Origin of the sequence: Providencia rettgeri, assembly GCF_041075285.1 — a bacterium.
GTDB lineage: Bacteria > Pseudomonadota > Gammaproteobacteria > Enterobacterales > Enterobacteriaceae > Providencia > Providencia rettgeri_G.
The window spans coordinates 4,301,519-4,315,504 of the sequence record NZ_CP163512.1 but is presented as its reverse complement, the minus strand read 5'-3'; the positions used below and the strand labels follow the sequence as shown (position 1 = coordinate 4,315,504).

Sequence of the window (13,986 nt, the reverse complement as noted above, 5' to 3'; positions counted from 1 at the left end):
GTTTACCCTATTGTCCTTGCCCCGGCGAGATCCAAACGGCAGATATGCACAAAGCCTTCATCATTTTGAATATAATGTTGTTGCAAATACGCAGCCATTTTCTCTGCAATCTGTTTATCATCGCAAATGGCAAATAATGTTGGCCCTGAGCCTGAAATTCCACAAGCTAATGCGCCGATTTCTTTCGCATTTTGACGAGCTTGTGCAAAGCCGGGCAGTAGTTGTGTACGGTATGGTTCTGCAACCACGTCTTGGATCATGGTTGCCGCCAATAATGACTGGTTAGTATGGCAAGCGTGAATAAACCCTGAGAGATAGCGGCCATGATTGACGATATCATGGCGTGGATAGCTGTCTGGCAAAATCGCGCGAGCTTCCGCCGTTGAGACTTTAATTCCCGGATAGGCCATGACCCAATACCAATTTTCGAATGCAGGTACAGGCTGGGAAATAATGCCATTTTGCTCGATAATCAGCTGTAATCCACCTAAGAAACACGGCGCGACATTATCGTAGTGCACGCTACCCGAAATGCGCCCTTCAAGTTCCCCCATCATGCCAAGTAGTTGCGTATCATCAAACGGTTTTTCAGCAAACTCATTCAACGCCATCAGCGCTGCAACAACAGAACATGCACTGGAGCCTAATCCCGAACCAATGGGCATGTTTTTCTCAAGTGTCATTGCCACATTTAAGGTTTTCCCCAAACGTTCACAAAACAGTTGCCAGCATTGATAAACAATATTGTGTTCAATTTTTTTCGGTAGCTTAGAAACAAATTTGCCTTTGTTTGTTAACGAAAAAGTCTCTGCCTCCTCGACAGTGACACAATCGCCTAATAATGAGCCGTCAGCAGGTGAGACAGCGGCCCCAAGCACATCAAACCCGACACTAACATTACCGATTGAAGCGGGTGCATAAACTTTGATCACTTATTAAACTCCCAATTTCCATGACAGGGTACGTAACATATCTGCAAATACACCAGCTGCGGTAACATCATTACCTGCACCATAACCTCTTAATACTAAAGGAATTGGTTGGTAATAGCGTGTATAGAAAGCCAATGCGTTTTCGCCATTTTTGACTTTAAAGAGTGGGTCATTGCCATCTACTGCAACAATCTTAACTTGGCAACGCCCTTCTTCTATCAATCCAACATAGCGTAACACTTTTTGCTCTGCTTCTGCGGCTTTTATTCGCACCGCAAATTGGTCATCTAATTGCACTAAACGCGCCATAAATTCCGGAACTGTGCCTGAACTGTCAAAGTCCGTCGGAAGAACAGGTTCAACTTCAATATCATGTAGTTCTAAGTTATACCCTGCTTCACGGGCTAAAATTAATAATTTGCGCGCTACATCCATTCCCGATAAGTCATCACGAGGATCTGGCTCCGTGAAACCTTTTTCTTTCGCGAGTGTTGTCGCTTCAGACAGTGACATCCCTTCATCTAACTTACCGAAAATAAACGACAACGAGCCTGATAAAATACCACTAAAATGCACCAGCTCATCACCCGCATTCAATAGGTTTTGCAGGTTTTCGATAACGGGCAGACCCGCCCCGACGTTTGTATCGTATAAGAACTTACGTTTTGATGTTTCACTTGCAACACGTAACTGATGGTAATAATCCATAGATAATGTGTTTGCTTTCTTATTTGGTGTGACCACGTTAAAACCATCTTTTAAGAAATTCACATATTGCTCAGCAATTTCTTGGTTAGAGGTACAATCGATGATCACGGGGTTTAAGAAATGATATTCGCGCTCTAAACGGATCAGACGGCTTAAACTAAAAGGTTCTTTAGCTTGCGCTAATTCCGCTTTCCAATTATCCAGATCAATGCCCTGCATATTAGTCAACATTGCTCGTGAATTGGCAATACCGCACACACGCAGATCGATATGCTTTTGCTTTAGCCATTGCTGTTGACGATGAATTTGCTCAATCAGTGCATTACCCACTCCACCAACACCGACAATAAAGGCCTCAATCACCTGTTCTGCATTAAACAGCATCTGATGACAAAGACGAACCGCTGTTGTCGCTGACTCATTCGCAATAACCGCAGAAATAGAACGTTCAGAGGAACCTTGGGCAATCGCCACAATATTGATATTACCGCGAGTCAATGCGGAGAAGAAACGCGCAGAGATACCTTTTAATGTACGCATGCCATCACCAACGACTGAGATGATCGCCAGTTGCTCCATGACATCTAGCGGGTCTAACACGCCATCTTTAAGTTCTAAATAGAACTCTTCTTCAAGGGCAGCGCGTGCACGCTGTAACTCACCTTGTGGCACACAGAAACTGATGCTGTATTCAGAAGATGATTGGGTAATTAATACGACTGAAATACCTTTACGGGACATCACGGAGAAAATACGGGCCGCCATCCCCACCATGCCTTTCATACCCGGTCCTGATACGTTGATCATCGCCATATTGTTCAGGTTAGTAATCCCTTTCACTGGGGTGCTATCATCGGTTTGACCATCACCAATTAAGGTACCGGGAGCACTTAAATTCGTGGTATTTTTGATAAGGCAAGGGATTTGGAATTGAGCAATTGGGGCAATGGTGCGAGGATGAAGAACTTTAGCGCCAAAATAAGAAAGCTCCATGGCTTCTTGATATGACATCCCTTTTAACAAGCGGGCGTCTGGTACTAGGCGCGGGTCACAAGTATAGACACCATCGACGTCAGTCCAGATCTCACAACAATCTGCACGTAAACACGCTGCTAATACTGCGGCAGAATAGTCAGAACCGTTACGACCTAAAACGACTAACTCCCCTTTTTCATTACCTGCTGTAAAGCCCGCCATTAACACGAAATGGTCTTTTGGGATATTCAGTTCAGCAATACGTTTTGTTGATTCGTTGATATCAACCGTGGATTCGAGGTAATGCCCTTTGGCCAATAAACTTTCAACTGGGTTAATTACTGTTACGCTATGACCCCGCGCTTTTAGAACGGATTCCATAATGGCAATCGACAGTTTTTCACCACGACAAATGATTGATGCGTTAATGCTATCAGGGCATTGACCGAGAAGAGTAATACCATGCAGTACTTGCTTAATTTGCGCAAATTCTTGCTCAGTGAGTTTTTTCAGCCTTTCATACTCAAAGCCGGGCTGTTTCTCTTTTAATCCTTTTAGCAAGTTCGCAAAAATCATTTCAGCATCATTCACATGCGTGATGACATCCTGACCTGCAACCGTTTTATCAATCATTGCAACGAGATGGTTAGTGATTTTTGCTGGAGCGGACAGCACCAGAGCCACCTGTCCATCTGCTAATTTACTTTCAGCGATGTCAGCAACATTCAGTACTCGTTCATCGTTCGCAACGGAAGTACCGCCAAATTTAAGCACACGCATGGTATTTCTCTCCTGAATTAACACCAAAAAAAAGCCCGCATCTGGTAGGAATGCGGGCTTTTTCATTTTTATTTTTTGGATGCGTCAGCCCGCCCCGTTTCCTGTGGTTACGGTGGTGGTGGTAATAATAATAGTCAGGCTGATATTACGCATAAATTCTGTCTGTCTCATTCGATCCATTTGATTTCTCCCTATACGGTTAAAGCAATTACTATAAATTGTCAAATTTATTTGCAAAAGCACATCGCTAAAATGGCTTTTTTTTGATTAAAAATTATCTACATAAAGCGCCAGAGTTTGAATAAAAACAGATTAAACATAAAAAAGTCAGCTTTAAAAACCACACATTGCCAAATTATTAGAAAAATATTTTTTTGCCTATTTTTATTTAAAATAGAACATTAAATAATCAAAAAACCCTTGCGACCTCCGCTGGTTGAGAGCGATGCTCATCGCCAAAGACAAAAAGTTTATCGTTATTTTGTCTTTATAACGTTAAACAAACCAATCGATCATAAAGCTAGCTATTTATACTTAGTTTAATGATTTTATTAAATATCAAAAAATCAAATCACGAAAAGCAATATGTTTCTTAATTGTAAAAAAAACGATTGAATGAAAATAAAATAGGTAGTTTTCCTAATTAAATATCATAAAAACCCAATTTTAGTGTTTTTTTCACATTCTCACCAATATGGAGCCCTCAAAAGGATTTCTGGCGATCCAAACACCCGTTCGTTATTCGAGTTAGGTCACAAATTGAACAGGATTAATAGTGGTATATTTAGCCTGTTAGAAACTTAATGCTTTTATATCAAACCCAAACAGGAACTCCTCTCATTCCCTTCTGTATTTTTAAGTGCTTATCCAATATCTAAACACCAAGTTAATTTATATAATTATCTCCCTAACAATTTTTGTTAACGTGCTACAATTGATTTTGATATGTATCAACAAAAGTTAGTTTTTTAGGTGGTAAATGCAGTATTAGCTGTTATATTGCTGTTAACAGCCCAATATTGGGAAAGTGCTTATACTTGGATTCATTTTTGGCGTCTTTTGCCAGAAACGGCAACATAAAGTCACTGTTGAATTTCAAAACAAATTTATACTCATGAACGTGTTTTTCCGGAAGAACAATATCAATAACCACCTAACTGGAAACGGCTTATGAGTTCAGTATTTTTATTTTAATACTTAGGTAGCAACTATGCAGACCCCACACATTTTGATTGTTGAAGATGAGATTGTCACACGCAATACGCTGAAAAGTATCTTTGAGGCGGAAGGCTATGTGGTTCATGAGGCAACTGATGGCGAAGAGATGAATAATATCCTCTCTGAGCATGACATCAATTTAGTCATCATGGATATTAACTTACCAGGTAAAAACGGTTTATTACTCGCACGTGAGTTACGTGAACAAGAAAGCATCGCTTTAATGTTCCTAACAGGTCGTGATAATGAAGTGGATAAAATCCTTGGCCTCGAAATCGGCGCTGACGACTATATCACTAAACCATTTAACCCACGTGAACTGACTATTCGTGCACGTAACCTGTTGTCTCGTACCATGAATTTAGCAGGTGGCTCTGAAGAACGTCGCCTCGTTGAAAGCTATAAGTTCAATGGTTGGGAACTGGATATTAATAGTCGCTCATTAGTCAGCCCTGCTGGCGAGCACTATAAATTACCACGTAGTGAGTTCCGCGCGATGCTGCATTTCTGTGAGAACCCTGGCAAAATTCAGACCCGTGCTGACTTACTGAAGAAAATGACGGGCCGTGAATTAAAACCACATGACAGAACAGTTGACGTCACAATCCGTCGTATTCGTAAACACTTTGAATCGACACCAGACACGCCAGAAATCATCGCGACAATTCACGGTGAAGGCTATCGCTTCTGTGGTGATTTAGACGAATAAGAATTATTAGTTATCTAATATTTCAACACAAAAAAGCACCTTTTTAGGTGCTTTCAGACGGCTGCCAAACATAACATGTTTGGCGGCAGGTTGGATAGGTTTTGAAAATAAATAAGGAAAATCAATACATTGATTTTCGCCTGATAACACAAAGTGGGAAAAACCACGCTTTTTCCCGCTTTGTCAACAACCTCCGCCTTTGCGTTTACCTCTAGCTCTATATTACCAAGGCATAATCGGCACGGCACTTAAGGCGTTTTTCGGAGAACCATCGATCATTTTGTCTGAATAGGTTAAATAAATCAGCGCATTACGCTTGGGATCGTAAAAACGCACAACTTGCAGTTTCTTAAAGACTAACGAAGTTCTTTTCTGGAAAACAACTTGCCCCTTTGTTGGTTTACGTTTTACGCGATCGCTAAGTTCAATAGGACCAACTTGTTGGCAGGAAATTGCCGCATCTGAGGTGTCTTCCGCGAGCCCTAATCCCCCTTTTATCCCACCTGTTTTTGAGCGGCTCAAATAACATGTGACATTTTCAACGTCAGGATCATCAAAAGCTTCAACGACAATTTTATGGTCTGGTCCAAAAATTTTAAACACAGTATCCACTGAACCAATTTCTTCAGCGAGCGCTGAACCAGCCGTCACCGCTAACAACGACGCAAATACGATTTTTTTTAATGTGGAAAAACGCATACTGGGTTTCCTATTTAGTTTAAACCAACAAACACCATGACAGTGTTAATTATTCACTTTTCTAACTAATTCTCAAATACAGCTCATTTACTATAAACGAAAAAGATAAGTTGATATAGAATAGCAATTCATTGATAGATTATATCTGTTCTATAAGTCGCATTGGCTGGGGATATACATGGATCAAACTAATATTATTCGCGACTTGCTTCGCTGGATAGATGATAACCTCGATAAACCGCTTTCGCTGGACAATGTCGCCGCAAAAGCCGGTTACTCAAAGTGGCATTTACAACGAATGTTCAAAGAGGTCACAGACCAAGCAATTGGGGCTTATATTCGAGCGAGAAGGCTTTCTCGTGCGGCAGTAGCGTTACGCTTAACCAGCCGCCCAATTTTAGATATTGCCCTGCAATATCGCTTTGACTCACAACAAACCTTTACCCGCGCCTTTAAAAAGCAGTTCAATTTGACTCCCGCTTTTTATCGGCGCAGTGAAGAGTGGTGCGCTGCGGGTATCTGCCCGCCGATTATTTTAGATAATCATGTCATTATTGATCATGAGTTTGTGCAAATGCCTGAGCTATCACTGGTTGGCTTAGAGCAAAGCTGCTCATATGCGCTCGAAGAGTGGTCAACCGCTTGTTCAAAAATGCGCCAAACGTTTTGGCACTATTATCTGGATAACACTACGACTATCGCTTCTGAAGTCTTCGGTTTGCATCATGCGATCCATAATCCAGAAAAAGAAGATGAACAAACCGTATTTTATACCACGGCAGTGAAACCTGAAGATGCGAGTTTCAATACGGATCAATACACAAGTATCACGCTACCAAGTGGAAATTATGTCAAATTTTCATTTAACGGCATGCCAACCCGTGATGCTCTGCAAGAGTTTTTATACCAGATCTACGGTGTCTATTTGCCAAAGCTCAATTTAACCCGTCGTCCAGGGTATGACATTGAACATTATCGATTAAAACGTATTGACTTACATAAGATCACACCTGACAGTGATGATCCGAAGACTCATATTGATACGTTTGATTATTATGGCCCTATCAAAACGGATGTCGTGGTTGCAGCTTAGTGGAAAGGCGTTTCTAGGGGTTGTTTATCTTTTCTGCTGATTATTACCGCTAAAAAAGGTTAAGAAATAACAAAAAAAATGGATCGATGTCTCCGTCGTGCTAACTGACGACGATTTGAATCAACTATTGTCCCTAAGCGCCGCCCTACGGGTTCGATAAAAGCACTTTTCTCTCATTTAATGCTGCGTTGAGAGGTGCTTGCCGAGTTCACTCGGCGGCGAACCTCTCGCCTTGGCTTAAATGGCTTTAATTCGAATGAAAATTGACCATCAAAGATAAACAACCCCTAGCTCGAAACGCCTTTTTCACCATTACCCCTGCTGTTCATCCAATGCTGGTTGCGTTAAATGGGCAACTTCCCCTGCGGTTTCAACAATCCAACCATTCGCTAGCCAAGGGCTATTTTGGTAATCCACACGGGATAAAGAGCAGTTACGTAAACGTAAACGGCGCTCTGAATAAGCGGGAACACCCATAATACGGCTAATGAGTAAGCTCAACGCAATACCGTGGCTGACTAATAATGGGCGGCTTCCTTCGGGTAAATCTAAGCAGCTATTGAGCGCCGCAAACATGCGTGTATAGAGCTCTTCCATAGATTCACCATTGGGTATACGCCCTCCGCGGGTACCATCAATCAAACTTTTGCGCCACTGTTCTTCTTCTTCCGTCAATGAGTCGATCGCTCTTTGCTCTAACACACCCATATTTAGTTCACGTAAGCGCGGTTCTGTGATAATTTCACATCCGCATACACTTGCAATGATTTGTGCAGTTTCTAGTGTGCGCCCCATATCACTAGTGATAATATGGGTAATACCTTCTGATTTTATCCTTTCAGCCACCTGCCTTGCTTGTAATCGTCCTGTGGCTGTCAGAGGGCTATCAGATTGTCCCTGGATGCGACGAGCCAAATTCCATTCAGTTTCGCCATGGCGAACAAGATAAACCTGTAACATAGATGTGTTCCGTTATTACTTTTCGAAGTATGTGTTCAAAGGAAAATAGTGAATGTACCAAGTTATAGCTGCAACGACTAACCCTGCCAAGATTAATGCGATCCGTCTCGCTTTCGATGCTGTATTTGGGCCAGGCAGTTATCAAATTGAAGATATTAATGTCGATAGCAGTGTTCCACAGCAACCTATCGGTAATAATGAAACCCGTACAGGCGCTAGACAACGCGTGATGGCTTCAAGACAAGTTCGCCCAGAAGCAGACTTTTGGGTCGGTATTGAAGCGGGTATTGATGAGGACATGACTTTCGCTTGGATTGTCATTGAGCACAAGCAAATTCGCGGGGAATCTCGCTCTGCAAGTATTATGATCCCAGAAAAAATTCTGGCAGGTATTCGTGAAGGTCGTGAACTCGGCGATGAAATGGCCTTTTTGACTGGTATTGATAATATCAAACAACAAGGCGGAGCCATTGGCTTTTTCACTGACGGTGTGTTAACCCGTACCAGCGTTTACCAACAAGCCTTAATACTGGCTTTGGTTCCCATTAAGCATGAAATTTATAAAGAGCTAAACCAAGTCGAAGACTAATTATACTCAAAATAATTAAAATTGCATGCAGGATAAAGTGCAACCTCTTTTCACACTAAAGTATGGGAAACCATACTTTTTTTATGCCTACTGGCAGCCTAACAATACGAATACTCAATATAGTTCGGGTTGTAGGTATTCCCCCCTACAATTCGAAATATGAAGAGTATTACTATTCTAAATAATTCGTACTGTGACTAGGTGACCAACGAGGATAGTACGAAAATATAAATACTCAAAATAGTTCGGATTGTAGGCATTCCCCCCTGCAATTCGAAATATAAAAAGCATTAATATTCTAAATAATTCGTACTGTGACTAGGCGACCAGCGAGGATAGTACGAAAATATAAAAAATATTAATATTCTAAATAATTCGTACTGTGGCTAGGCGACCAGCGAGGATAGTACGAAAATATAAATACTCAAAATAGTTCGGATTGTAGGTATTCACCCCTACAATTCGAAATATGAAGAGTATTAATATTCTAAATAATTCGTGCTGTGACTAGGCGACTAACGAGGATAGTACGAAAATATAAATACTCAAAATAGTTCGGATTGTAGGTAGGCGGCAAGTGACGCTAAGCCCTAGGAGCATACACTAGTATGTGACTAGGGTTAGCAAACGCAGCCAACACCCCTACAATTCGAAATATGAAGAGTATTTTAGAGAAGCTGAGACTCAAGCCACTCCTTCACCGGAATAGGCGCTGACTTCAAACTATTTGACCCTCGCGTAATCGTCGCGATCCCCACTCCCAGCTCATTTTTCAGCTCTCTTTGGCTCATTTCGCCGCGCATTAGTTCTTGCACGATTTTAACTCGGGTCGCCAATGCTGTGCGTTCATCAGGGGTTAGCAATAACTGAAGAACTGGCAGATGAATATCTTGTTCGAATGCCAATTGTAATAAATTCACAAAGCGCAGCCAGTCAGCGTTTTCATCGGCTGTCAGCGCTGGGTCGTGTTGTTGATTTGCCGTCATCGTTTATCCACCCATACTATTTAACTAGTACAAATAATAACACACTATAACTAAAAATCATCAACCAAACACAAAACAAAAAAAATCCATTTAGTTACTATATTAATACGTTAACACTAAATAGTTTGAGTTGTGACTAAGCGACCAGCGAGGATAGCTCGGGGCATACAAAAAAGTCTGTGCCCCGAGTCGCTAAGTGCAGTCAACAACGCCACACCCCAAAATATGACGCGTATTAGTACTTCATATTCCATTCGTTCGGGAGAAGCACCTTGTTGTTTTTCTGCCCCATAAAGTGTCGATAGAATAAGTCATATGACAACACGTTTTTCACGTAGCCACGGGTTTCTGAGAACGGAATACTTTCTACAAATGCCACGGCATCAATACGACCGCCACTGTTTCCTAGCCAACGTGTCACACGGGACGGTCCCGCATTGTAGGCAGCGCTGGCTAAAATCCGGTTATTGCCAAATTGCTGGTATACATCTTCCAGATAAGCAGTTCCCAGTTCAATATTCATTATTGGATTGGTTAACTGACTGGTATTCACATAATTAATACCCTGCTTCTGTGCTGTATGTTTTGCGGTTGCCGGCATTAACTGCATCAAACCTGTTGCCCCCACTGGTGAGCGCGCTTGCGGATTCCATGCACTTTCTTGACGGGCGATCGCCATGGCATAACTTTTTTGTATATCCTTTGATTTGGTATACAAACTAAACTCTTTATCCCATGCTAATGGGAAGCGTTCTTCCAGATGATCCCACAGTTTTGCGGTGATTGTCGCTTGCACACTAAGATCTGCCCATTGGTTATCAAACGCATAACGAGCTAATTGCTCTTGCTGGTTGGCAGGTAGTGAGGCCACTAGACTCACCCATTCAGAACGGGCGAGGTTATCCATTTCCCAATACATTAATTCACGTACACGCTGAACTTCAGGCAGTTGGCTGATACTCGCATCAGGTTTAACTGCACTTTTCACTAAAACAGGGTAGTCAATCTCTAACACTTGCGCAGCAACCATTGGGTAAAAACCACGCTTTTCAGTTAATTGACGAAGTAGCGTTTCACCTTCCGCTTTTTTCCCTGCGTCAATTAATGTGATAGCCTGCCAATATTGCCATTCTTCTTTATTCTTCACTTCCGCTGGCAACTGTTTCAACCATGATGCAACACCTCTTTTGTCCCCTGCCCCTAAAGCTAGACGAACACGGCGCTCTTTCAAAGAGGCAGAATGACTTTCCTGAATAGTTTCATCGCGCCATTGCGCCTGCTCAGGAGTCACGTCTCCCATATACTGCCATGCAATGCTGTCTTTTAGCAGTTGGCTTTCTGCCATATTCATTTTTTGTACTGAACTAACGCGACTTAATACGGCACGTGCGGCATCTGGTGATTGGCGTGCATAGCGGTTAAATGCGGCGATGGTCGCTTGGCGAGTGAAGTCAGTTGGGGTCACTGTTTTAGCAAATGAAACAACAGAAGCTGGGTCGTTTTGCAATTTAACCAGTGCATCTCCAATGGTTTTATAGCTTGGTGGTAAACGTTTTGCTAAATAACTCGCAATCGATGGGTTGCCTTCTTTAATGGCAAGGTTGATACGCTCAAGCACCATTTCTGCACTTAAATAGCCCGCTTTTTCCCATTCGTTAAATAATTTATCACAAGCAGCTGGCATTGAATGACCATTTAACCAAGCTTTTTCTGCACCTTGCCAAGCCACTTGTTTATTTCCAACCGCCCAGTTTGCGAAGTAGAAATTACATTGGGCTTCAGCGGGTTTTGGCACCTCAGGACTAAATTCAAGCAGTGATTTCCACTCTTGGCGGCGAGCAAGTTCATTCACAAAACGTGTTTTTAAATTCTTGGCAACAGGTAGCGTTGGATAAGCGTTAATAAACTCCTGAACTTGACGAGGTGAAATAATATCAAGATCTTGCGTCAACTCACGGTAAGCCAAATAAGGGTAAAGAGGATAATCATGTAACGTCGGTAATAAGCGCTCCACTTCATCCATTTTATTTGCATCCCAAGCGGTTTTAATCGCCTGATACCGTTCCCGTTGTGACTGAAGAGAATCCGCCCACACGGTGCTAGAAACCAGCATCATAGTCACTGGAACTGCTGCTAACCAACGTTTCATATCCACTCGCTCCATCGCTAAACTAAAGTCAAAATATAGGCAAAACCTTAACCTATACATTAAACATATATCAATAATGTTAATGCTACCGAAAGTTTTTATCGAGCAATAGCGGAGAGTTCTTGAATTTACCTATTTTACAGTCTTTTACTTTAGATTAACTGTGCTTTTACTTCCTTCTTAGCGTCGATAGCCTAGACCATCCCATGTGCAATCAGGTATAGTTCAGGACAAACAATTTATCGCCGTTTTCCTCTGTCTTTTGGTGAATTTCCCCCTAAAACACAGAAAACTGCATAAAATTAAAATTCCCTTTATAAAACAAAAGGTAAATAACTTGGCTCAATTCGTTTATAGTATGTATCGGGTTGGAAAAATTGTTCCACCGAAACGTCATATTTTAAAAAATATCTCTCTGAGCTTCTTCCCGGGGGCTAAGATCGGTGTTTTAGGTCTCAACGGCGCAGGTAAATCAACATTACTGCGCATTATGGCGGGTATTGATACCGATATCGAAGGTGAAGCTCGCCCACAACCGGGCTTAAAAATTGGCTATCTCCCCCAGGAGCCGAAACTGAACCTTGAGCACACTGTGCGCGAAGCGGTTGAAGAAGCGGTTGGTGAAGTTAAACGTGCATTAACACGTTTAGACGAAGTTTACGCAGCCTATGCAGAAGAAGGGGCCGATTTCGATAAGTTGGCCAAAGAACAGGGCGAGTTAGAAGCGATTATTTCTGCGCATGATGGTCACAATTTAGATAACCAACTGGAACGTGCTGCTGATGCCCTGCGTCTGCCACCTTGGGATGCAAAAATCGAAAACCTCTCAGGGGGGGAACGCCGCCGTGTGGCTATCTGCCGTCTGTTGCTAGAAAAACCCGATATGTTGTTACTTGATGAGCCAACCAACCACTTGGATGCGGAATCCGTTGCTTGGTTAGAGCGCTTCTTACATGACTACGAAGGTACTGTTGTGGCTATCACGCACGACCGTTACTTCTTAGATAACGTTGCAGGTTGGATCCTCGAACTTGACCGTGGTGAAGGTATTCCATGGGAAGGCAACTACTCTTCATGGCTTGAGCAAAAAGATCAGCGTCTGGCGCAAGAAGCATCAACCGAAGCGGCTCGCCGTAAGTCTATCGAGAAAGAGCTTGAGTGGATCCGCCAAAATCCTAAAGGCCGTCAATCGAAAGGAAAGGCTCGTCTGGCTCGCTTTGAAGAACTTAATAGCGTTGAATACCAAAAACGTAATGAAACTAGCGAACTCTTTATCCCACCTGGACCGCGTTTAGGTGATAAAGTGATCGAGGTGGAAAACCTAAGTAAATCTTATGGTGACCGCGTATTAATTGATAACCTAAGTTTCTCCATTCCTAAAGGGGCAATTGTCGGGATCATTGGTCCAAATGGTGCGGGTAAATCAACCCTATTCCGTATGATTTCAGGTCAAGAGCAACCTGATTCAGGAACAATCACCGTGGGTGAAACAGTAAAAATTGCCTCGGTTGACCAATTCCGTGATTCAATGGATGACAGCAAAACCGTGTGGGAAGAGATTTCCAACGGGCAAGACATCATGCGTATCGGTAACTTTGAGATCCCAAGCCGCGCTTACGTTGGCCGCTTTAACTTTAAAGGCGTTGACCAAGGTAAACGCGTTGGTGAGTTATCCGGTGGTGAACGAGGCCGCTTACACTTAGCAAAACTGTTGCAAGTGGGCGGAAACGTGCTGTTACTCGATGAACCAACCAACGACCTAGACGTAGAAACCTTACGTGCGTTAGAAAACGCGCTGTTAGAGTTCCCGGGCTGTGCAATGGTTATCTCCCATGACCGTTGGTTCCTTGACCGTATCGCAACCCATATCATTGATTACCAAGATGAAGGTAACATCACGTTCTTCGAAGGTAACTTCTCTGAATATGAAGATTATAAGAAACGTACTTTAGGCGCGGAAGCCCTTCAGCCGCATCGAATGAAGTACAAAAGAATGACGAAGTAAAATATGCTCAGAACGGCATCATCAGATGCCGTTGAGGTTGTTGACAAAGTGGGATAAAAGCGTGGTTTTTCCCACTTTGTGTTATCAGGCGAAAATCAATATATTGATTTTCCTTGTTTTTTCAAAACCTATCCAACCTGCCGCCAAACATGTTATGTTTGTCAGCAGTCTGAACGGCATCAT

Annotated in this window: 11 protein-coding genes and 1 other annotated feature; of the genes, 4 read left to right on the top strand and 7 right to left on the bottom strand. The window is 42.5% G+C overall.

What is annotated here, in order from left to right; genetic code table 11:
• Positions 1-2 precede the first annotated feature (2 nt).
• The 3 genes from thrB to thrL all read right to left on the bottom strand — a co-directional run bounded on the left by thrB (position 3) and on the right by thrL (position 3,575).
• Positions 3-932, bottom strand: coding sequence for a homoserine kinase (gene thrB, locus AB6N04_RS19650; RefSeq protein WP_369309896.1), 930 nt, complete (start codon positions 930-932; stop codon positions 3-5).
• 3 nt (positions 933-935) lie between these two features.
• Positions 936-3,395 carry a bifunctional aspartate kinase/homoserine dehydrogenase I gene (gene thrA, locus AB6N04_RS19645; protein WP_369309895.1) on the bottom strand — a complete coding sequence of 820 codons (2,460 nt, stop codon included), beginning with the start codon at positions 3,393-3,395 and terminating at the stop codon, positions 936-938.
• Between the two features lie 24 nt (positions 3,396-3,419).
• Positions 3,420-3,541 (bottom strand) — a sequence feature (Thr leader region).
• Positions 3,480-3,575 (bottom strand): thr operon leader peptide, encoded by a 96-nt coding sequence (gene thrL / locus AB6N04_RS19640; RefSeq protein WP_369309894.1) that lies wholly within the window; start codon positions 3,573-3,575, stop codon positions 3,480-3,482. Its footprint overlaps the feature before it by 62 nt.
• 1,030 nt (positions 3,576-4,605) lie before the next feature.
• Here thrL and arcA point away from each other — a divergent pair.
• Positions 4,606-5,322 carry a two-component system response regulator ArcA gene (gene arcA, locus AB6N04_RS19635; protein ID WP_225820241.1) on the top strand — a complete coding sequence of 239 codons (717 nt, stop codon included), beginning with the start codon at positions 4,606-4,608 and terminating at the stop codon, positions 5,320-5,322.
• Between the two features lie 222 nt (positions 5,323-5,544).
• Here the strand turns inward: arcA and creA are convergent, their stop codons facing one another.
• Complete coding sequence (creA, locus tag AB6N04_RS19630; protein WP_369309893.1) at positions 5,545-6,021, bottom strand: protein CreA; 477 nt, start codon at positions 6,019-6,021, stop codon at positions 5,545-5,547.
• Positions 6,022-6,199: 178 nt separating this feature from the next.
• Here creA and robA point away from each other — a divergent pair, with 178 nt between their 5' ends.
• The gene (gene robA, locus AB6N04_RS19625; protein WP_369309892.1) at positions 6,200-7,114 is read left to right on the top strand and encodes an MDR efflux pump AcrAB transcriptional activator RobA; all 915 of its coding nucleotides are present in this window, start codon (positions 6,200-6,202) and stop codon (positions 7,112-7,114) included.
• A gap of 312 nt (positions 7,115-7,426) precedes the next feature.
• Here the strand turns inward: robA and gpmB are convergent, their stop codons facing one another.
• The gene (gpmB, locus tag AB6N04_RS19620; RefSeq protein ID WP_369309891.1) at positions 7,427-8,074 is read right to left on the bottom strand and encodes a 2,3-diphosphoglycerate-dependent phosphoglycerate mutase GpmB; all 648 of its coding nucleotides are present in this window, start codon (positions 8,072-8,074) and stop codon (positions 7,427-7,429) included.
• Between the two features lie 52 nt (positions 8,075-8,126).
• On the opposite strand from gpmB, the gene yjjX reads away from it, so the two are divergent.
• Positions 8,127-8,663: an inosine/xanthosine triphosphatase gene (gene yjjX, locus AB6N04_RS19615; RefSeq protein ID WP_369309890.1), complete on the top strand. Its 537-nt coding sequence runs from the start codon at positions 8,127-8,129 to the stop codon at positions 8,661-8,663.
• A 668-nt stretch (positions 8,664-9,331) separates the two neighbouring features.
• On the opposite strand, the gene trpR is transcribed toward yjjX, so the two are convergent.
• Together trpR and sltY are read right to left on the bottom strand one after the other, a co-directional pair.
• Positions 9,332-9,649, bottom strand: a complete 318-nt coding sequence (trpR, locus tag AB6N04_RS19610; RefSeq protein WP_125891892.1) for a trp operon repressor — start codon at positions 9,647-9,649, stop codon at positions 9,332-9,334.
• A gap of 235 nt (positions 9,650-9,884) precedes the next feature.
• Entirely contained in the window at positions 9,885-11,798 is a 1,914-nt protein-coding gene (gene sltY, locus AB6N04_RS19605; protein WP_369309889.1) for a murein transglycosylase, read from the bottom strand.
• Positions 11,799-12,135: 337 nt separating this feature from the next.
• Here sltY and ettA point away from each other — a divergent pair, with 337 nt between their 5' ends.
• A complete protein-coding gene (ettA, locus tag AB6N04_RS19600; RefSeq protein WP_369309888.1) occupies positions 12,136-13,803 on the top strand; it encodes an energy-dependent translational throttle protein EttA in 1,668 nt (555 codons plus the stop codon).
• Positions 13,804-13,986 lie beyond the last annotated feature (183 nt).

Coding starts and splice junctions, on each gene's coding strand:
- arcA (WP_225820241.1), top strand. CDS start 4,606: ATGCAGACCCCACACATTTTGATTGTTGAAGATGAGATTGTCACACGC.
- yjjX (WP_369309890.1), top strand. CDS start 8,127: ATGTACCAAGTTATAGCTGCAACGACTAACCCTGCCAAGATTAATGCG.
- sltY (WP_369309889.1), bottom strand. CDS start 11,798: ATGAAACGTTGGTTAGCAGCAGTTCCAGTGACTATGATGCTGGTTTCT.
- thrL (WP_369309894.1), bottom strand. CDS start 3,575: ATGGATCGAATGAGACAGACAGAATTTATGCGTAATATCAGCCTGACT.
- robA (WP_369309892.1), top strand. CDS start 6,200: ATGGATCAAACTAATATTATTCGCGACTTGCTTCGCTGGATAGATGAT.
- trpR (WP_125891892.1), bottom strand. CDS start 9,649: ATGACGGCAAATCAACAACACGACCCAGCGCTGACAGCCGATGAAAAC.
- thrA (WP_369309895.1), bottom strand. CDS start 3,395: ATGCGTGTGCTTAAATTTGGCGGTACTTCCGTTGCGAACGATGAACGA.
- creA (WP_369309893.1), bottom strand. CDS start 6,021: ATGCGTTTTTCCACATTAAAAAAAATCGTATTTGCGTCGTTGTTAGCG.
- gpmB (WP_369309891.1), bottom strand. CDS start 8,074: ATGTTACAGGTTTATCTTGTTCGCCATGGCGAAACTGAATGGAATTTG.